Below are 20109 nucleotides of genomic sequence, written 5' to 3'. Positions count from 1 at the left end.
TAGAAAAGTGAAAGTAGCACAATTAACACACTCTCACACAACACTCATCACGTAGGTCGGGCGAGCGTAACGACTCCCGACATAAAGAGAGTGTAGCATTTCACTGTGGCTCTCTACCGCTGTGAGCACCACGACATTACCAGGCTTCAAATTGTAGAGAGCTCGAATCTAACGATTCGGGCTTTTTTACGTCTGCAGAAAAGTGAAATGTGTACAATTAATGCACACTCAGATCAACAGCCATCACGTAGGTCGGGCGAGCGTAGCGACTCCCGACGCGAAGATAGTGTAGAATTTCACTGTGGCTCTCTACCGCTGTGGGCACCACGCACCCTGCACCGACTTCAAATTAAAGAAACCCGTTATAGAAATGTAACGGTTTTTTCGCTATCTGGGATTAAATAAATAGCTTAAAGATGGATGAAATTTAACAGAGATAGGGCAACTAAAGATTATTAGATGATACTAGTGAGGTTTTTTATGGCACGTTTAAATTGGTTCTCAAGCTGTTTTTTTCCTAATAAACCTAAGTATTGAATCACTTTTTCATTACTTTCATTTTGTAGTACTAACTTTATTAAGAGTTGTTTATCAGACTTTGTTAATTGAGACATACAAGAAGGAGACTGACTCATTACCTGCCAAAGAGTCGCAGAGATACTAAATTGAGTGAAGTTACTGTTTACGAGCAAGACTAATCTTTCGCGAATCTCTAGATCTACTAACTCATCGCTAAATCCTTCAATTAAAATACTTACAAGTTTCCAATCTAGTGTTTTAAAGTGTGTTAAAAGCCCATAAAAAAAGTCGTTTTTAAACTGCTTTTTCAAAGGTTGGATAATTGCACTTTTGTTATTTAAGCATTTAACCACAAGCGCCGAATGTTCAGCTGTGCTTTTATCGCGTTGATAACCCAGTTTTATGGTGTCAAATCCTTGGTTCTGCCAAAAATTAAGTAACTGCGCTGTTGCGCCAAAGCTTGCACCAAACCAACTACATTGGTTTTTTACTTGCGACTCGCAATAGCTAAGTAGCTTTTTACCAAGCCCTATATTGTGAGAACTCGGATCAATCGCTATTCGTACAACGCGAGCGCTCAGTTGTGTTAAACAGTCATTATTAAAGCTAAGTTGTGAGAGTGCTTGCGCCATTAAATGTCCTTGCGGACGACGCTCTCCACTTATAACCTGTTGAGCAAGATCTTCATTTAAACCACCTTCTATGGCGATTAAGCATACACCAATTAACTGATTATTAATTTGGCTAATGAATAGTCGCTGCGATGGTGCGTCTAGTAGTTGGCGTAAGTCGTTTACACTACTTTGATAGTGAGCTAATGCAAGCAGGGCAATAACTTGCTGCAGTAATGGCTCATTGTTTACAAGGGATTGCTGAGTTATTTCACTATGAACTGGCTGTTCTAATTGATTACTATCTAATTCTTTATATTGTGCATCGAGTGCAAGCAAGGTGCGAATGTGCTTCTCGAGAGGATCGTGTTTAGCAAAGCGAAGTGGCTCATCCAGTGTTACAACTTTAGAGGCTTTATAGTGCGCTTTAATATAGTTACTAAAGCGAATGGTATAACCTCTGCCATTGCCCTCATACCCAACCAGAGTGCTTGCAAATACTATACGAGGGTAATGGGCTAGCATTTGTAGTAATAACGGAACAGGGATTGCTGCAGCTTCATCTACTAGTAATAAATCGCACTCAGGTATTGTGTTTAATAACGCGTCAGGTGCAACGTAGTGCAAGTTTGCGAGCTGTTTATGCTCAGCGTTGTATTGCAGGCTTAACTCGTTGGCTAAATGTTTAAAGCTACTATGGGTCGCTTTAAACTGAGTACTACAAATAATTACTTTTTTATCAGTTAATTTTACGGCTGCTAAGCCAAGTGCTGCCGACTTGCCTCTACCTCTATCAGCATTAATAAGTAAAGGCCTGTTGGCACGACCATTAGCCACTTTTACTATTTGTTCAACGCAGCTTTGTTGAGGTTGATAATCAATTTTATTATGTGTAACAGAGCTGACGAGATTACTAATGCATCCATTTTTTTCACTAAAATGAAAAGCGGGTAATTGCTTAATAACAGTTGCGAAACGTTGATTAAATAAACTGTAGTTAATGGTATGACCGTGTGATTGTACTGTACTTAATGAAGGGTCTTGCCAAGTAGGTAAGTCATCTAATTCAGGCAGTAATAAAAACAGTATACCGCCTGCTTTAACGGTGCCAGTAAGTGCTGCAAGTTTATCAGGGTGCAAACCACTAAAACCATCGTAAACAGCATGAGCAAATTCTTGCCCTAAAATTTGGTGAGTGCGAGTAGGCCAGTACGAATTTTTAATCGTGCACTGCTTTGATACAACAAGTGTATTGTTTTCATCTATTAATGAATTAAGTAATTCATAACACCAAGTTGAGCTGCCAGTAATTAGCACCAGCTGACGATGATACGCGCCAGCTAGTTGTTGTTCTAACTCACTTAGATGTGTTTTATACTGCTTGTAATCGTGCATAGGCCGTTACTAACCATTTACTGCCAAGGTCATCAAAGTTAACTTGTACGCGAGATTGCGCGCCACTGCCTTCGTAATTAAGTACGGTACCAATGCCAAACTTAGCATGAAGTACTCGTTGACCTAAGTTAAAGCCACTGTCTTCAAATGCGGCATGGCTAACAGAAGCACTAAAACGCCCGGCGGCAGGTGGACGAGAAACCTGTGTTTTAATACGGATTTCCTCAACGCAGTCCTCAGGGATTTCGCGTAAAAAGCGTGATGGGCTATGGTATTTTTCTTGCCCGTATAAGCGGCGACTCTCAGCATGGCTAATGTATAACTTATCCATTGCTCGTGTCATGCCTACATAGCAAAGGCGGCGCTCTTCTTCCAAGCGACCCGACTCTTCGTTGCTTTGCTGAGAAGGGAACATGCCTTCTTCTACGCCCACCATAAAGACTAGCGGAAACTCTAAGCCTTTGGCTGAGTGAAGCGTCATCATCTGAACTGCGTCTTCGTGCTCTTCTGCTTGCCCTTCACCTGACTCAAGTGATGTATGTGCTAAAAAGCCTTGTAAAGGCGAGCTGTATTCCTCATCTTCAGGAAGCTCATACTGATCACATGCACTAATAAGCTCTTCTAAGTTTTCTACACGAGCACGGCCTTTTTCGCCTTTTTCAGCTTGGTACATTGCCATCAAACCTGAGGTTTGAATTGTGTACTTGGCTTGCTCATGTAAAGTTAGATCGCTAATTTTATCTTCTATTTGTTCAACTAGTTCTACAAACTTAGTAACTGCACCAGAAGCACGACCAGATAAATGTTGTTGTTCCACAATTGCTTTTGCTGCATACCAAAGTGGTAATGATTCTGCTCGTGCGCAGTCGCGTATATGGCTCAATGTTTTATCACCAATACCGCGCGCTGGCGTATTAATTACGCGCTCAAAAGCGGCATCATCTTGACGATTACCCACTAGGCGTAAGTACGACAACGCATCTTTAATTTCTTGTCGTTCGAAGAATCGCATACCACCATAAATACGGTATTTTAAGCCTTCTTGCAGCATGGCTTCCTCGAGCACTCGAGATTGCGCGTTACTACGGTACAAAATTGCTGCATCTTGCAGCGCATTACCTGCATTTAACCAGCTTCGTAATTTGCTACTTACAAAGCGTGCTTCGTCTAGCTCATTAAATGCTGCATAAATAGAGATTGGCTCGCCATCGTTACCGTCGGTCCATAAGCTTTTACCCATACGTTCTGAGTTATTTTGAATTAATGCGTTAGACGCTTTCAAAATAGTCGCGGTTGAACGGTAGTTTTGTTCAAGACGAATGGTTTCAGCGCTAAAGTCAGTTAAAAATCGTTTAATGTTTTCGATTTTAGCACCGCGCCAACCGTAAATACTTTGGTCATCGTCGCCTACAATCATAATGCTATTTGTATCGCCAGCAAGTAATTTTAACCATGCATATTGAATGGTATTTGTATCTTGGAACTCGTCGACTAGCATATGTGCAAAGCGTTGCTGATAATGGCGCAGTAACGTTGGGTTATTTTTTAATACTTCGTAGCTACGTAGTAATATTTCAGCAAAATCAACAAGGCCCGCTCTATCACAGGCCTCTTGATAGGCGGCGTAAACACGCAGCATCATTTGCTCGTTAATATCGTATGCTTGAATATCTTTAGGGCGTAGAGCTTCATCTTTTTTGGCGCTTATGTACCAGCCAAATTGTTTAGCAGGCCATTTTTTATCATCAATATTCATCGATTTTAATAAGCGCTTGATCATCCGAAGCTGATCGTCAGAGTCTAAAATTTGAAAGGCTTCTGGTAAGTTAGCTTCACGGTGATGAGCACGTAAAATACGATGCGATAAACCATGGAACGTACCAATCCACATACCACCTACAGGGGCTTTTAGTGTTTCTTCAACGCGGCTACGCATTTCTTTAGCTGCTTTATTAGTAAAGGTAACTGCAAAAATACTGTAAGCAGAGGCTTGCTCAACTTGCATAAGCCACGCAATACGATGAACTAACACTCGTGTTTTACCAGACCCAGCACCTGCTAATACCAGCATGTTTTGTAGTGGGGCTGCAACGGCATCGCGTTGTTTGTCATTTAAGCCATCGAGTAATTGTGAAACGTCCATCGTTACGCCTTTTTAATCAATATTGTGGCCAGTATAACAGGTGTTTTTGTTAGGCTAAATAAAATACTGTTTTTATAAACAGCTATTTATAAAATAGTGTTCAAAACGAGTAACTTGCTACTTATTTAAACAAACGAAAAAGTGCAAACGCATAACAAAAATTGCTAATTTGACCTAAAGTTAGCAAAATTTACTAACTCCATAAATCTAGACTAATTTAACTATTTGATTTGTAAGCTTTAATAAATTGGCATAAAGTGTGTAAGTAAATAATTATAAAATTAAATAAATACAGAGGTTAGTATGGCGGATCAAGGTTCTGGCGGTAACGTAATAGCAGCATTATGTAATATATTTTTTCCTGGTTTGGGTCAATTAGTACAAGGGCGTATTTTAGCGGCTATATTTTTTGCACTCGCTATTATAATAAGTTACGCACTAATTTATGTGCTTGTAGGTTTTGTACTTGTGCCTATTATTTACTTATGGTCAATTATTGACGCCGCGCGTTATAGATCGCGAAGTTAACGGCTTTAAAGCAGAATAAAATAGCGCCCATGTGGCGCTATTTTGCTTTATATGTCCTGTGGTTTATGGGCGTTTACGTATATAATTACGCAATTAAAGATTTACAGGCAAACCCTATGGAATATCAATTTATTCGCGATCCTATTAGCGGGTTACGTATTAAAATAAGTAGCGAACATGCCATTATTGGTCGCTGGCTAAACGAAGAAATAGGCAAAGACAAAGTAGCAATGGTGCAAGCGCTTATTGCATCGGTGAGTTCAAGCTATGAGCCGCTAACGCTAAAAGGCCAAGAAATAGATTTAATATTAACGAAAGACGAAGCATTATTTGAAGCCCATGCACTTCATCAAGATAGTGAAGACCTAATCGCGTACCAAGATGACGACTTAGGACTTGAAGAAAATGGTTTAAGCAGTGGTTGTGGTTTTGAAGATTTTATTGATTTAATTGATTCTTGGCATGAATTTACTACCTCAAGATAAACAGACCCTAGCACACTAATAAAAATATACAGCAATGCACAATCAGCATTTTATCTGTATTATTACACCAACGAAATTACGCCAACCAAAACGACAGGAATTGATATGTCTGCCAATTTAAACAAGCTAGTAGTAATGCTAGAAATGCAAAACGCCATGAATACTAAAGTACATGAGCAATGGTTTACTCAAGGGTTTGAATGGTACCGCGCTATTTGGGTTGAGTGTGCTGAAATGTTGGATCATCATGGTTGGAAATGGTGGAAAAAACAAACACCAGATACTGAACAAGTTATTTTAGAGTTGGTTGATATTTTTCATTTTGGTTTATCGCTCAGAATTGACGGTAAAACTAGCTACGAAGACCTAGCAAAGCAACTTGAAGCTGAGCTTAGTAATGCTCAACAAGCGGATGACTTTAAACAAACGCTAGAAATATTAGCGGCGTCTGCTGTTGCAGATAAAACGTTTAATGCCGCTGCATTCGCCGGCTGTATGGCGCAAATGGGTATGGATATTGATGATTTATATCGCGGCTACGTAGGTAAAAACACGTTAAACTTTTTAACTATCCCCCTACACACTAAACAAGAAAACGTATCTTTTTATCACTAGTAAGTGATAATATGTTGCGCAACATTAAAATAGGTGAATAAGTATGTTAGAGATTGATTCAAAAAAATATAAGACTCCATTATTTATATGTGACGATCTTTCTCTCATGTTATTGCCTAGTTGCTTTTCTCATTCATTAACAAAGAATCAAACCATTTATGTTTTAGAAAGAAAAGTAGGAAAAAAAGGTTTTGTTACCCAGAAACTGAAAGAAAACCAGATAAAGAGAAAGCAAGTGGAATTGATATTAGAAAAATTGAGGAACTTCCTCCAATGGATAGAAGAATATGCTTTATCTAATTCAGAAGTATCTATAGCTACCCACCACAATCTTTCAAATAAAATATTAAACTATTATATAAATGACATATTGATCGACAAGCTTAAGAAAAGTGAAGGTGTTGTAAAGAAGCATGTTTCAGCTCTTAAAGCATATTATAACTATTTAGCTAATGCTGGTTTCACCAATATAAAAAATCTTATGATTGAACCCAGACTTCAAGAGCAAGCAAGAGATAATAAAAAACCTAGAACAGCTGTAAAATATTTAACACCAGATCTTAGATCTATTATTTATCAAAACACTTCGAGTATTAGAGATGAGTTGCTTTTGAAGACTGGCGGCGAAGTAGGCTTAAGATCTAAAGAAAATGTAGGCATTCTACTTAATGATTTTGAGGTCGGTAATAAAAAGCATAAAGGTTTACTTTCATTGTTTAAAGAGATGAAAGATAACCCAACTAAAGATGAATTCATCTTTTACCTTCAGGGTAAATATACTAAGTCACGGAGAAATGGATTCGGCCTGCCTAGAAATATCTTTTTCACTCGTGAGCTGTTATTGAGAATGAAAGAGTATTACGACAAAGAACGTCCAGAAAGCGACTCGGATCACTTTTTCTTGAATGACGATACCGTCTATTTCGGCACACCAATTTCAGTAAAAAGAGCATCACTTGTATTCACAGAGGTATGCAAAATTGTATTAGAGAAACAAAAAAATGGAATGCTACCTTTAGATGGTCAGCTATTAGAAAAAGATCATACACATCATGTTCTAAGGCATAGTTTTGGTACAGATAAGTTTTATTATTTAGCTGAAAGTCACCAGATAGCAATCGACAATGTCACTGCGACTTCTATTGTTTATATTACTTTGGCAAGGCTCATGGGACATAACGCCAAAGGAAAATATGCTTCTGAGACTACAAAAGAATATATTCGCTCTTGCAACATCAAAAAAGATTTTGAGGAGAAGCAACAATGGTTCTAGAAGCTAACTCTGAATTCTCTAAAAAGCTGCAAGAAAAACTGATAAACCAACAAATAAGGATGGATAAAGAATTAGCATCCAAGTCTAAGGTTGCTGAGCTAGTATTTGACATTAATGCTAATCAATTTTCAATCCCTAGCTACGAAGGTGGTGATTATGCACCTCATAATGTGACAATTTCGCCTAACACCCCAGACCACATTAAGCTTATCTTCTCAACACTTAATAGGGCTAACTACCTCGTCTTTGTTGATAATAAGGGGACTATAACTCATAAGAAGCAAGCTCATTCAACATATAAAATCTTTATCGATTTTATGTGTTCTGAACCCTTTGAAAAAAAAGATCGAATCAAGATTTTAAAAAAATTTGAAACGCATAGAGTGAACATCGACAAAGTTAAACCTCAAAGTTCAGGCCTTCATGCTATTAAATCAATGATTAAGCTCGCTATTGAAGATGAGTGGTTCAAAGAACAGCTATCTGAAGCGCAATATGCCTACCTTTTTACACTGTCAAAAACAAAGCCAGCCCCTTCTTCCGAGCGAGACCAGATAAACTTGGCTGCTTGGTTTGCTCAGCATACTTGGTTACGAAGAGATGATGTTGGTATAGGGCATACATTGTTTTCTCGATTAGCATCACCAAAAGCTACGATAAAATCGTTTAGTATTACTATTGAAATTGCAATGTTAGAAACATTGAAAGCAAAGGAAGCATTAATAGCGTTATTTCTTGATGCCCCCATCACATCTGATGAAATACCGGTTGAGCGACCAAGAGCCCAATTTCCTGTAAAAAGCGAGCATGACGTACATGTTAGAAAGTGCTTTTTAACAACATTTGATGTTTTACGAGCAGCATATCATTCATTAGAAGAGCCATCTGCTAATCTAAAAACAGCTATCAAGCTGTTTCTTTCCGAAAACATTCGAGAAGATGACTTAAAGCGCTATGATGAGGCCTTTTTTAGAAATAAGTCCGCTTTCAACTCACCTTCAATAATCACTTCCAGAAATAAGTTATTTTTTTCTGTGTTTTTTTTGCATGAACTTGCTGAATATGTGCATAGCGGTAATAAAGAAGAACTTCAAGTTCCAGCCAGCCAAGGAGAGCACTTACTATTTCACTGGCTTATGGCAACACAAACCGTTCAAGCATCTGATATCGCAAAGTTATCTGGAAGTAACTTTCAATTTATTAGAAGGCGAAACGGTAAGATCACACATATTAGGAATGAGTATTATAAAGGACGTGCAAAGACTGTTCATAAACCAAAGGAAATAAGCACTAATACAACCCTAGGCAGTGCAATCCTTTTATTCATTTTACAAAGAACACCAAAGTACGATAATTCAGCTAAATTAACTGGGTCATTGAAAGATGTCGCAACAGGAGTGTCTTTTGCGAGATTTATAAACTTCCTAAACACATATCTAAACGAGAAAATCATTACTCAATCAGATAAAGAGAAGTCATCACTCGTTTTTTTAAAGGCCATAACAAAGCTACTTGATAATGGTATTAGCGCACTAGGGAAAAACAGAACTGTTGAAGAGTTATGGGAAAATTGTGATACACCATGCAAACGACATTTATTTAAACCTTCTTCAATCAAAACAGCGGCAGTTTATGCGTCGTCAGATAATTTTAACCCAACTCAACTGACTAACTTTCATTCTCATACAAATAAAACAGAACGAAATGACTACCTAACACCAAATAACGAAGAATGGATGAATAACACAGGCTTAATAACAAGAGCTGTAATACAAGATCTAACCGTTAATCTTTTTAAGGCATCAGAATCTGAAAAGCAGGCGTTTAATTCTCAGTTTACAAATGCTTCAGAATACATTTCAGCTAAAACAGAAGAAACACTTACTAGAATGAAGCTTGTAACAGGTAAAGAGGACGGGAAAGTAAATGATTTAGGCTTTCTAACCAGTTATAAAGATGTTGATGAGCCAAGCGACACAATTTATCTCGTTGACTCACCAGAAACAGTAGTAAAACTTAGACATTTCTTATCTGAAGTAAAAAAGAAGCATCATATATTGGCTAAAAACTCCCCTGAGTACCTATTAATGACAGTCCTTCCAACAGTTGAATGGGTAGAAAAGTTGTTTGAATACCAGCGTTTCTCAACAAAAGACAAAGGTGAGAAACTATATAAAGAACTTGCCTCAATTTTACCACCATTATTTAGCGCACACATGAGGTAGCAATCATGCAAAGAAATCTACGAAGCATAAAAAAAACAGCATATGAAACGCTTATTCAAGAAATGAACGATATAATGGTATTGCACAATGTAATTGATAATTGCTCTTTCACTGACGACAAGTGGCAATTTGAAAGTAATAGTATTGCCGGTATTTTCGAGTTGGATTTTAGTCTTTTTAGTTTTCCACAATTTAATGGGGAAAGAGTCTATAAGGTTGTATGTCATGGTGCAGAAATAGAGCTTACGAATCAAGAGTTTGCAAAGGTTCTTTTTCTAGAGCATTTAGATAAATCGGCAACGCTTTATTATTACCATCGAAATGGATTTAACTTTATAGCAAAAGTATGTTCTTTTTTAAAAAGTTACAATGTAGATGCCATTGATAAAAACAATGTTCAAAATTTTTATAACTATGCATTTAGCCATAAAGTACACACTAACAATATAGTTAAAAGCTTCTCTCCTCCAGCTTTTCAATCATTATCTGGTAGTGCCTTAAGTTTAAACAACCTTGTTCAATACCTAAAGCTCTACAATGTTGAAGGGCTAATAGGCGGCATTACCATTGATACCGAGCAAGAAGCTTTAAACACAGCTTGTAGCACTTCTTTAGGAATGAATTTAAGCGAGTATCAAAACGGGGATTCATTTAACTATTTAGGCTTAGACATTGGAAAGCACTATATAGATCATTGTGGTAGCTTATTTGAAGAAAATATTCAGTATGCTATAGCTGCTAGAATTACATTAAATGAAACGATACATGAAGTTCAAAGAGATTTAGAGCAAGGAAATTTAGAAAGCATTCAGCCTATAGTCGCCCAAGCACTCATGGGGGAGAAATTAACTGACTTACCAGCTCACCAAGCGAGAGTTTGGTCAAAGAAAAAGTTAGAGCAGATTTATGATACATCCCTTAAAAACTTCATTAAAAACTATAACCAGTTTGCCATTGTGGCCAGTGCGTTTAAGTTAGATGTTATCAATGAAATAATAGCAAAAGCTAAATTGCCTGACAGGTATGACGCCCAAGAGTTCGTGCGCTCTATTTTATTCGCGAGGTTGAACGATAAAAAAATCAAGAAAGAAGAGAGTATCTTTAAAGAATATCTAGCCGTTTTAAAAGCCAACGATGAAGATCCAGATATTGATTTTAAAAAGCTTATATCAATATGTAATAAGACGTTGAACACCTTCAAACAGACATTACCCAATAAGCCTAATGAGGCTATAAAACTCTGTCAAAAACACAGTAGTCGAATCTGTATAGAATCAAAGAGTGATGGTGTAAGAAAATTTAAAGCTGGTTTAAACATGGTCATGGCCTGCGGAGCAACACTTGTAGTAGGGCTGCTTGGTTGGAGAAGAAGTGAATTTGGGTTTTCACTGAATAATATCAATTTAAAGATAAATGAAACCGTCTTAGATAATTTTTATACATCACTTAGGTTTATGGTTAACTGGACTGTTGAGAAAACAAGCGGAAAAACAAAACTGGATAGGGAAATCACTCAATATGCATACATTGTTATAGACCTATTAGCTAAGTTAAATGAATCTGAAAGTAACTTGCCTGCAATCTATTTTGCTTCAAAATCTCGCAGTAAAGGTACAACTCCATCTTCAGAATCATCGATGTTCATTACCAACCTGGTTGATTATGCATGGCCTGATTTTATTCGAAATTACTCAGAAAAAGAAAAAATTCTCAGTAGCAATGATGAGCAATTGAGAATTGATTTCGAGAAATTAGAAAAAGATTTGCCAATATATATTCTCTGTCAAACTAATAACTCACAATCATTTATCACAAAGATAGAGTTATACAGAAATGGAGAGTTACCTGAGTTAGAAACAAAAATATTCGATGATAAGTTAACTTTAAAAACAAAAGAAATGTTAAATGATGTGAGTATTGAACTAACTCCATCAGATATAACTAAAATTCGCTCGCAACTATTACTGGATGTAGCTTATCCGACCCCTCATGCATTCCGTCACATTTGGGCTGAGGCAGCACTTAGAAGGTATAGAGGAGATATTGGTAAGTTTATTCGAGCTAACTTTAAACACTTAGATGAGTCTTTTTTCATGGCATATTTGCGTGACAAAGAGACGAGTGCTTTTTACCAGATTGCAAAAAGAACTGTCATAAAAGACATTGTTAGGCAGCAGTTACTTTCATTGACTAATAATGATCGAATATTTGCAGGTGCATTTGATCACATGTTAACAAAAGCCGTACATAGTACAAAAGTAGTCTCTCATGAAGAGTACATTGCATTAAGCAATAAGATCAGCGAAGAGCGTATTATAAATATAAGCCCTAGACCATGGGTAACGTGTATGCTTCGCGTCAATACAGAGCGTTTTGCAAAATGCTCTGAAGACGGTGTTCCCCAACCACATAAAGCAGAACCTAAATTTTGCTTGGGCTGTATAAATGCCAATATTTCAGAAGGGAATTACAATGGCATTATGTTTTATATAAGTACAGATATTAGAGCATGTCGTAATGCAGCTTTACCTAATTTCATTAGAGAAATGCATGAGCCTGTAGTTCGTGATGCACTTAAACGAATAAGAGAGCTCGCTAGAAACACAAACAAATATAAAGAGTTTATTGAGTACTTAGAAGAAACTTTGAATATTTCCAAACAACTAAATAGAGCAGCTTAATATGAATATTGACGATTACCTATCTAAATATTTAGATACCAGTGAATTGCCAGAAGAGGCTAAACCTGAAAAAAGCTCTAGACCTGACTGGGCAGAACCATCCAAAAGATCAGGTAAAGCCTATGATGCTATTGAAAGTCTGAAAGGAAAAAAGATAGCATTTATTAAAAAACATGGAAAGAAATCAGATTACGTTACTAAAGGTAATTACTTAATAACTAAAAAAGAAGTCGCAGAATTAGTCGGCCCAAATGTAAAACCACAGCCTTTATTCTACAGTAAAACAACGTCTTATTGTGAGGCTCTCTTAACGCATTTTAATAATGCAAATGATGAGCTTAATGCCTCAAAAGAAAAGCGAATATCGAAGAAAGGTCGTGGTCTTATGCAGAAAACTAAAGAAGAACTAATCGAGCAGTTGAGAGCCGAAAAAGAATCGAAAACAGAGGAATTAACATCACTTGTAGATGATGTTTATCAGCGCACATTAGATAACATTTCCTTAGACATGAAACGAAAGCTAGGCCTTTTGTAAACTAGTAAAAATAACAACTTTAATAAATTCAATTGTGGTAAATAAAAATGAACAAAAAACATCAAGAACATATAGTTTGTATCAAGGCTTCAGCTGTTGAGCATAGAGAACACGGTTTTGTAGATTATGAGTTAAACCTAGCAGACCTTATGCTAGGACAAAGAGCGATGCTCGAAAATGATGAAGATTTTAGGCAAGTACTACCTATCTCTATTTTCACGCACAACGGCAAAGTATGGGCTTATGAAAGAACGTCTAAAGGCGGAGAAAGCCGTCTTCACAACAAGATTGCCGTAGCCGTTGGTGGTCATTGGGATATGGACGACATTATTACAAAAGGTGGCATCATAGATCTTGAAGAGTCACTTCAAAAAGCGATGGAAAGAGAGCTGTTAGAAGAAGTAAAACTATCTTCAACAGTTGTTAAGTCTACTAGATTAAAGAAGATGATTTGTGCTGATGATACTGAAGTAGATCGTGTTCATATGGCTATGATTTATATGCATGAGCTAGACGGAGAAGGTATCGAATCAGCCGAAGATCAACTAAAAACTGTTGGCTTTGTCTCTCCCCAAGAGTTATTAGACGGTGACTACAATATTGAAGTGTGGGCCAGAATTGTATGCGAAATTTTGGTATCAGACCAAGTTTAAAACCGTTTTTAAATCATAAGAAAGTTAAAGGCCAAACGACATTTCAAATAGAAACGTGGTTTGGCCTTACCCACCCCTTTCCCTTGTTGCTCAGGATCATTTCAGCTACTTAGCGTACCTTTCACCTAGCCAATGGCAAATCACAAAGCACCTTTATGTTAAATGCGACTACAGCTTAAAAAGCTATAGTGGCACCGCAAAGCGAAACATAACTAGACGGTTGTATTTCCAACCTATAGCGGAGTTTTACTCCAGTTTGGTTTTGGGTTTAACTGATTATCTAGTTTTGGGTTGAAATGTCAATTACATCAGGCAAATGAATACCTTCTCTCATTAGATAACGCCTGATACTAAACTGTAGTTCCTGACCTGAATACACGTATTTATTACGAGAAGAAAATCGACCTTCTGCGAGATCTAAAGCTAGCGAATCAACATGCTGTATTAGCTCTTCTAGTGATAATAGTTTAGGCGCACCTTTTGATACCCAATTAGCATCTTCACTGTCACTATGCGATAGCTTATCAAGGGAATCGTTATCTAAAGCATATTTTGAGTCGAAGCCTTTTCTACTCTGAGAAACTATATAGTAATTGTCACCTTTTCGAAAAATAAGGAAACGGTGAATGGCTATATTTAGCTGTTTTCTGTTAACGCAAACACGCTCTCTTAGAGCATGCTTAACGATTAAATCACCAGTCAGCTTAATGAAAAAGTGCTTATCGTCCTGCTTAATAGTCAACAAATGTTCAGATTTACGTTTTAATTGCTCACCAAACTCTTTAACAAAGAAGCGCATTTGCCGTTCAGTAGCAAGAACTCCATCATTTAACCAACGACTAACCAAAGATACAGACTTAGCACTCAAACCGGCTTTAACAGCTATATCTTCATTTCTCATACCTGAATCTTTAGCTATTTTTACAAGTCTTTTGGTGTCCTTAAATTTTTTATCCATGTTTAAAAGCTACTCCTTTGGCTGGTAGATATTACATTATCTATCAGCCTGCTTAGTTAGTCATCTCCAATATAGTCATCATTATTGGGATTATGGCAATCTGCCCAGTCGTCCATATCTGCATCGTTGTTCGGATTATTAATATCTGACCATGCATCCAGTTCTGATTGCGACATATCTGATGTATCAGGCATAAAAGTCTCCTTACTTTTTAGTTTTATAAAGTGGGTTATTAGGGTTCAGTTGGTTGCTTCTGTTATCCAGTACTTTTTGATGTGGTGTATTAGTACCAGATGTACCGTGATTTTGATTTTTCTGGTTTGCTTTATGGTTGTTATTACTCATGACATTCTCCTGTGTTTCGTGTCATAGCTATAGTAGTAATCAAGCGCAATTCGATGAAGTGATAGGTACGTGAATGTTTAGTGAAAAGCAGTGATAATCAATGAATATATAAAAATTGGCTGATATTGTTGGCCTAAGTTCGAAGAGTTCGTGATATCTTCTCTAACAAAAGTAAAACTAATTCACGCTGAAAGTACTGATAATCATCAGGAATATTTAAATTGATAATTTTAGACAAGAAGGCTTCGCCAGTATGGCTTTGAATTCGGTCAAGGTGTCGCTGTTCAAACACATAGATTCTATCAGCCCATTGCAGCATTTCTTCAGTGCAAAGTGTAGATTTAGCTTTCTTTACATATTTTTCGCTTAGGCCAGCGGATTTGTATTGGTGATTTTTATTAGCAGCACGAAACAATTCTTCGGCTGTTTTGCTGCGTTGTATATTAGCGGTACATAGAAAGAGGATATTCATTTGCATTTAGCCTTTATGAAAAATCCCCTGTCCTCATGCGAATCAGCATGTTCATCACTTCAGTAGCATCAATCGAAAGTTGCTCAAACGGTGACTTGCCTTGCAAAGACGGTTTAGGCTTAGTTAGCCATTCCGCACAAACCCGAACATCAAATTTAAACTGCTTCATCAGCTCCTGATAAATATCAACATGCTCGGCTTTTAAATGCTTTAGCTCAGGTGAATTAGTATATTTTTCTATAGTAGGTTTGGTGTTTTGATTAGACATAAATTTAAGCTTTTAAGTAGAGATGATCTATATCAAACCTTACCAGATATAGATTATATTTCTATATTACTTGTTTATATCTTTCACTGAAACAAGGTACCTTAGAGCAAAAGAGAGTTAAAAGTTAAGTTTAAGTCATATGTTTAACAATAGTTGTGTATAACTTCCAAAAGGTTACTTGCTACGTCATAAATACAAATAAAGCATATTTATTATGGGCTGAAATTGATAGAATCTGTGTATTAAAAAATAAGAAGATAATGTATTGAATAACTTGATATTCACCTTATATGTAGGCGTTGAATGATTTCTAAATTGTATGAGAACCCTTTGCCTGCCTCTAGAACAGGCGCACTTTATAATGCATTTTCTTATCCTACTAAGATTTCTCCTGAAGCTATAGCTGTCTTCATAGCGACGCATACAAGTCCTGGAGATCATGTTTTAGATACGTTTAGTGGAAGTGGTACAACTGGCCTTGCTGCACTTTTATGTGATACTCCCACTGATGCAATGATTAAAATGGCGGAAAAAATAGGTGTTTCACCTCAGTGGGGACCACGCACAGCTCATCTATATGACGTAGGTGTCTTAGGGTCTTTTATTGCCCGTACATTGTGCTCTCCACCAGAACAAGAATCATTTGAAAAAGCTATAGACTCTTTTTTTAACCTTGCATATAAAAAGTTAAAATGGATGTACGAAGCTTCAGATTCAAATGGAAATGAAGGGTTTATAAGGCATGTTATTTGGTCGGATTTATTAAAGTGTTCGCATTGTGATGAAGAGTACCCTTATTTTGACGTTTGCATTAAATATGAACCTTTATCATTCATTGAAGATTTCAACTGCCCTAATTGCGGGAAAAAGAATAACTCCAAAAATTGTGAAAGAGTATATGAATATAAACCAGATGGGTTCACTGGCAAAAGTATAAAAACTCGGCAAAGAGTTATTGCTCGTGTATACGGACAAAGTGGAAAAAATAAATGGCAAAGAAAGCCAACACAGGAAGATGTTGATATCATCAATAAAATTGATGAATTGAGTTTTAGTTCCTCTATGCCAAATAAAGAAATTGTTTGGGGAGATTTGTACCGTTCAGGTTATCACTCAGGAATAACTCATTTACATCATTTTTACTCTCGAAGAAACTTTCATGTCATATCTACTCTTTGGAGCTTGGCGGATAAATACGATGATAGTATTCGTGATGTGCTCCACTTACTTATACTGAGTTACAATGCGTCTCATTCCACAATAATGACACGAGTTGTAGCTAAAAAAAATCAAAAAGATTTTGTGTTGACAGGGGCTCAGAGTGGAGTGTTGTACGTAAGCAACATGCCTGTAGAAAAAAACATTTTAGAAGGTTTAAAAAGAAAAGCTAAAGCATTTGAAAAGGCTTTTGTCTTGATAAGAAACAGTTCTAGTAAGGTATGCATGAACAATCAAAGTAGTGAAGCTCTGTCTTTATTAGATCAAAGTATTGACTATGTTTTTACAGATCCCCCGTTTGGTGATTATATCCCTTATGCAGAGCTTAACCAAATTAATGAGCTTTGGTTGAGTACGGTGACAGAGCGACATAACGAAATAATTGTTAGTAAAGCAGATAATAAAAATGTTGAAACATACGCAAGAATGCTGGGTAACGTTTTTTCTGAAATTGAAAGAGTATTGAAGCCTAAAGCTACTGCAACTGTTGTTTTTCATTCAGCTAAATCAGAAATTTGGAAAGCCCTTAGTCAGGCATACTGTAGCGCTGGTTTAAAAGTTTGTTTAACCAGCATTCTGGACAAGCTTCAGTCCAGTTTTAAGCAAACGAACTCTAATATTTCTGTGAAAGGTGACCCTCTTTTATTGTTACAAAAAGGGGGTATTAGAGATAAAGTTAAACATTGTTCTAATAAAATACTCGATGACTTCCTTGAAAATATAGACTTTTTTAGTGGAAGCGAAATATCTCCTGAAAGACAATATTCTAGATATGTGGGTTTTTGTTTAGAAAAAGGAATTGAAGTTGAAGTTGATGCAAGCGAATTTTACTTGAAATTTAGGAACAAAGCGGGAATACAAATTGATACCTAATAAGTTCTCGATAGATAATTTGTCGTATCTCAGTGATAGAAAAAAAATGTTAGGTCAATATTATACAGGTCAACATTTAAGTCTGTTATTAGCTAGCTTAGCTGGAATCGATAAAGATAAAACAGTTATTGATACAATGTCTGGAAGTGGAGATCTTTTAATAGCTTGCGTAAAGCTAGGTGTCCCAGTAAGTTCATTGTCTGGTATAGAGATTGATCCCTTAGCATATAAAGAATGCAATAGTAGAATTAATGGAGTAGAAAACGTTTTAGGCAGTGCTTTTGACTGTAATTCTTTGAAATCTCTTACGCGAAAAAGTTGGGATATAGTCCTCACGAACCCTCCTTATATTAGATATCAAAATTTTTCTGAAATAACCGATGCTGATTTATTAGTTCCAAACGCTAAAAAAGTGCGAGAAGGATTAAGTGAAATAGTCAACTCACTTTCTCATTTAGATAATACTGATAAAAGGTTATTTCACAATATTATAAAGAATTATTCGGGGTTGGCCGACTTGGCATTACCATCTTTGATATTGAACGCTGCGATTGTATCTGAAGGGGGAACTCTAGCTGTAATACTACCAGAGTCTTGGCTTACAAGAGATTATGCTCTGATTTTTCAGTATTTGTTGCTCAGATGGTTTTCTATTGAATATATAGTTCATGATACTCACGCTAGCTGGTTTTCTGATGCACAAGTGAAAACCACGCTACTAGTAGCACGGAGGACTCCTAGAAAAAATTCTGCGTTTGAGAGTGGAATTAATGAATCGTTTCTTAACATCAATATTTTTAAAGAATGTCATGGTGCCAATTCTTTAGTTGAAAATTTTGCTAGAGAGCAGATGCTGCCAGAGTTCTACTTTTCAAATAGAATGAGAGAGTTACTAACAAGTGGCTCTAGTTTGAAAAATGAATTATTGGAAGCAGAAGCCATACCTGTATCTCATATACAATCACTTGTTAAAAAAGGAAGCCGTAATACCAAATGGTTTAGTTTAATCGAGGATAGTGATGTTGGTCATGAATCTAATCATACACACCTGCCATTCGAATTAACGAAGTGGTGTAGTAAGTATAACTCCAATGCAAGCTATTTATATTTAGAAGATTTAAATATAAATATTGGACAAGGATTAAGAACAGGAGCAAATAAGTTTTTTTATTTGGATCTCATTACCAGAGAGCAAACTCATACAAAGTTAAGGTCTTCTATGTTGACCGGGAATAAGGAAGTTATTATTCCTAACTCCCAATCCGCTCCCGTCCTTAGAAAACAATCAGAACTTCCTTTTGGGTTCGTTCTCGAACCTTTTCATTTAGTAGCTCATGTTTTAACAATTAGTAATTTAGTCTTGCCTGAAGATAAAATAAACACTGATGGAGCTTCAGCGACTGACTATAGTGAGATGCCTCCAACATTAATCGATTATGTCCGTACTGCAACAAACGTAAATTTCGGTTCAGAAAACAGGTATAAAAAAGTTTATGAACTATCAGCTGTTTCTCCTAATATTCGAAAAGGAGGCACAGGAATAAAGGGTAAATTTTGGTATATGCTTCCTAAACTTGGAGAGCGACACAAACCAAATTTGTTCATTCCTCGCGTTAACAGCAGTACCCCTAGAGTCTATTTAAACCAAGATTCTAACGCTGTTATTGATGCGAATTTCTCAACGATTTGGTTGAAGGAGAGCTCAGAGTATGATGAATATTCTCTTTTGGCTCTTTTGAATTCTACTTGGGTTGGCGTTGCCTTGGAGTATTCATCTAGTGTGATGGGAGGTGGAGCACTAAAAGTTGAAGCGACTCATATACGCAAATTAGCTATTCCTGTACTTTCGTCAGAGAAAAGGGACATTCTGTCTATGTTAGGGCTAAAGCTAGCAAAAGTTAAAAGTGACTCTGAAAGTGAACATGTAATTCAACTTGTTGACAAGGAAATTATTAGTTACTTAATTGGTGACACCGATATTGACGGTGCCTATTTTGCTCTAAAAGAACTCCATAAAATAGCCTTAACCAAAAGAAAAAGCATAAAGAAAACCCAAGGAGTTAAAAGGTATACTAAAGACTAACTCTTCCTATTCTTTATTCTTTAAGGTACCTTTATTACCATTAATTAGGTCATTGTGCAGCTATTTTTATGACGCAATATCATTTCATTAGCTGTATTAAAGGATAAAGAAGTTGATTTACATTCAAAATGCACGCAAACCGAGCACTATATACTTCTCTTTTGATAGCGTATTGAAAGATGGATTGATTTCAATTCATTGGGCTGTTGCATATGCAACTAAGTCTGGG

Annotated in this window: 16 protein-coding genes and 1 pseudogene; 10 read left to right on the top strand and 7 right to left on the bottom strand. The window is 36.6% G+C overall.

Translation table 11 applies throughout. The features are described 5' to 3' along the window. Positions 1–455: 455 nt before the first annotated feature. Both PX700_RS20690 and uvrD read right to left on the bottom strand, forming a co-directional pair. Complete coding sequence (locus tag PX700_RS20690; RefSeq protein ID WP_479521788.1) at positions 456–2525, bottom strand: tRNA(Met) cytidine acetyltransferase TmcA domain-containing protein; 2070 nt, start codon at positions 2523–2525, stop codon at positions 456–458. Then, positions 2503–4668: a DNA helicase II gene (gene uvrD / locus PX700_RS20685; RefSeq protein ID WP_479521787.1), complete on the bottom strand. Its 2166-nt coding sequence runs from the start codon at positions 4666–4668 to the stop codon at positions 2503–2505. Before uvrD ends, PX700_RS20690 begins: the two co-directional genes overlap by 23 nt. A 303-nt stretch (positions 4669–4971) precedes the next feature. Here uvrD and PX700_RS20680 point away from each other — a divergent pair, with 303 nt between their 5' ends. The 8 genes and pseudogenes from PX700_RS20680 (at position 4972) to PX700_RS20645 (ending at position 13663) form a co-directional block, all read left to right on the top strand. Then, positions 4972–5196 carry a hypothetical protein gene (locus PX700_RS20680; RefSeq protein ID WP_002963009.1) on the top strand — a complete coding sequence of 75 codons (225 nt, stop codon included), beginning with the start codon at positions 4972–4974 and terminating at the stop codon, positions 5194–5196. A 116-nt stretch (positions 5197–5312) separates the two neighbouring features. Beyond that, positions 5313–5681 (top strand): YacL family protein, encoded by a 369-nt coding sequence (locus tag PX700_RS20675; protein ID WP_024611303.1) that lies wholly within the window; start codon positions 5313–5315, stop codon positions 5679–5681. A gap of 105 nt (positions 5682–5786) precedes the next feature. Next, positions 5787–6245, top strand: a pseudogene (locus PX700_RS20670) (dUTP diphosphatase); the annotation flags it as partial. A gap of 94 nt (positions 6246–6339) precedes the next feature. Next, on the top strand, positions 6340–7569 hold the full coding sequence (locus PX700_RS20665; protein WP_479521786.1) for a hypothetical protein: 1230 nt from the start codon (positions 6340–6342) through the stop codon (positions 7567–7569). Beyond that, positions 7560–9794 carry a hypothetical protein gene (locus PX700_RS20660; RefSeq protein WP_479521785.1) on the top strand — a complete coding sequence of 745 codons (2235 nt, stop codon included), beginning with the start codon at positions 7560–7562 and terminating at the stop codon, positions 9792–9794. Before PX700_RS20665 ends, PX700_RS20660 begins: the two co-directional genes overlap by 10 nt. Positions 9795–9799: 5 nt before the next feature. Next, positions 9800–12475, top strand: a complete 2676-nt coding sequence (locus PX700_RS20655) for a hypothetical protein (RefSeq protein WP_479521784.1) — start codon at positions 9800–9802, stop codon at positions 12473–12475. Between the two features lies 1 nt (position 12476). Then, positions 12477–13010, top strand: a complete 534-nt coding sequence (locus tag PX700_RS20650) for a hypothetical protein (RefSeq protein WP_479521783.1) — start codon at positions 12477–12479, stop codon at positions 13008–13010. Between the two features lie 47 nt (positions 13011–13057). Next, a complete protein-coding gene (locus tag PX700_RS20645) occupies positions 13058–13663 on the top strand; it encodes an NUDIX domain-containing protein (RefSeq protein WP_479521782.1) in 606 nt (201 codons plus the stop codon). A gap of 280 nt (positions 13664–13943) precedes the next feature. Here the strand turns inward: PX700_RS20645 and PX700_RS20640 are convergent, their stop codons facing one another. The 5 genes from PX700_RS20640 to PX700_RS20620 all read right to left on the bottom strand — a co-directional run bounded on the left by PX700_RS20640 (position 13944) and on the right by PX700_RS20620 (position 15706). After that, positions 13944–14621, bottom strand: a complete 678-nt coding sequence (locus tag PX700_RS20640; RefSeq protein ID WP_479521781.1) for a hypothetical protein — start codon at positions 14619–14621, stop codon at positions 13944–13946. A gap of 56 nt (positions 14622–14677) precedes the next feature. Next, positions 14678–14815 (bottom strand): hypothetical protein, encoded by a 138-nt coding sequence (locus PX700_RS20635; RefSeq protein ID WP_256828527.1) that lies wholly within the window; start codon positions 14813–14815, stop codon positions 14678–14680. A gap of 10 nt (positions 14816–14825) precedes the next feature. Beyond that, positions 14826–14966: a hypothetical protein gene (locus tag PX700_RS20630; RefSeq protein WP_256828526.1), complete on the bottom strand. Its 141-nt coding sequence runs from the start codon at positions 14964–14966 to the stop codon at positions 14826–14828. Between the two features lie 133 nt (positions 14967–15099). Next, the gene (locus PX700_RS20625) at positions 15100–15438 is read right to left on the bottom strand and encodes an arsenate reductase/protein-tyrosine-phosphatase family protein (RefSeq protein WP_479521780.1); all 339 of its coding nucleotides are present in this window, start codon (positions 15436–15438) and stop codon (positions 15100–15102) included. Between the two features lie 13 nt (positions 15439–15451). Continuing rightward, on the bottom strand, positions 15452–15706 hold the full coding sequence (locus tag PX700_RS20620) for an MbcA/ParS/Xre antitoxin family protein (RefSeq protein WP_479521779.1): 255 nt from the start codon (positions 15704–15706) through the stop codon (positions 15452–15454). Between the two features lie 303 nt (positions 15707–16009). Here PX700_RS20620 and PX700_RS20615 point away from each other — a divergent pair, with 303 nt between their 5' ends. Both PX700_RS20615 and PX700_RS20610 read left to right on the top strand, forming a co-directional pair. Next, positions 16010–17797 carry a DNA methyltransferase gene (locus tag PX700_RS20615; RefSeq protein WP_479521778.1) on the top strand — a complete coding sequence of 596 codons (1788 nt, stop codon included), beginning with the start codon at positions 16010–16012 and terminating at the stop codon, positions 17795–17797. Then, positions 17787–19880, top strand: a complete 2094-nt coding sequence (locus tag PX700_RS20610; protein ID WP_479521777.1) for an N-6 DNA methylase — start codon at positions 17787–17789, stop codon at positions 19878–19880. The genes PX700_RS20615 and PX700_RS20610 overlap by 11 nt, the downstream gene beginning before the upstream one ends. The last annotated feature ends 229 nt before the right edge of the window (positions 19881–20109 follow it).

The organism is Pseudoalteromonas sp. TP27, assembly GCF_056470645.1.
Note: the sequence above shows the minus strand (reverse complement) of the source record. Positions and strands in the feature narration are given on the sequence as shown.

Coding starts and splice junctions, on each gene's coding strand:
- PX700_RS20615 (WP_479521778.1), top strand. CDS start 16,010: ATGATTTCTAAATTGTATGAGAACCCTTTGCCTGCCTCTAGAACAGGC.
- PX700_RS20645 (WP_479521782.1), top strand. CDS start 13,058: ATGAACAAAAAACATCAAGAACATATAGTTTGTATCAAGGCTTCAGCT.
- PX700_RS20635 (WP_256828527.1), bottom strand. CDS start 14,815: ATGCCTGATACATCAGATATGTCGCAATCAGAACTGGATGCATGGTCA.
- PX700_RS20650 (WP_479521783.1), top strand. CDS start 12,477: ATGAATATTGACGATTACCTATCTAAATATTTAGATACCAGTGAATTG.
- PX700_RS20660 (WP_479521785.1), top strand. CDS start 7,560: ATGGTTCTAGAAGCTAACTCTGAATTCTCTAAAAAGCTGCAAGAAAAA.
- PX700_RS20680 (WP_002963009.1), top strand. CDS start 4,972: ATGGCGGATCAAGGTTCTGGCGGTAACGTAATAGCAGCATTATGTAAT.
- PX700_RS20630 (WP_256828526.1), bottom strand. CDS start 14,966: ATGAGTAATAACAACCATAAAGCAAACCAGAAAAATCAAAATCACGGT.
- PX700_RS20690 (WP_479521788.1), bottom strand. CDS start 2,525: ATGCACGATTACAAGCAGTATAAAACACATCTAAGTGAGTTAGAACAA.
- PX700_RS20625 (WP_479521780.1), bottom strand. CDS start 15,438: ATGAATATCCTCTTTCTATGTACCGCTAATATACAACGCAGCAAAACA.
- PX700_RS20665 (WP_479521786.1), top strand. CDS start 6,340: ATGTTAGAGATTGATTCAAAAAAATATAAGACTCCATTATTTATATGT.
- PX700_RS20620 (WP_479521779.1), bottom strand. CDS start 15,706: ATGTCTAATCAAAACACCAAACCTACTATAGAAAAATATACTAATTCA.
- uvrD (WP_479521787.1), bottom strand. CDS start 4,668: ATGGACGTTTCACAATTACTCGATGGCTTAAATGACAAACAACGCGAT.
- PX700_RS20640 (WP_479521781.1), bottom strand. CDS start 14,621: ATGGATAAAAAATTTAAGGACACCAAAAGACTTGTAAAAATAGCTAAA.
- PX700_RS20655 (WP_479521784.1), top strand. CDS start 9,800: ATGCAAAGAAATCTACGAAGCATAAAAAAAACAGCATATGAAACGCTT.
- PX700_RS20675 (WP_024611303.1), top strand. CDS start 5,313: ATGGAATATCAATTTATTCGCGATCCTATTAGCGGGTTACGTATTAAA.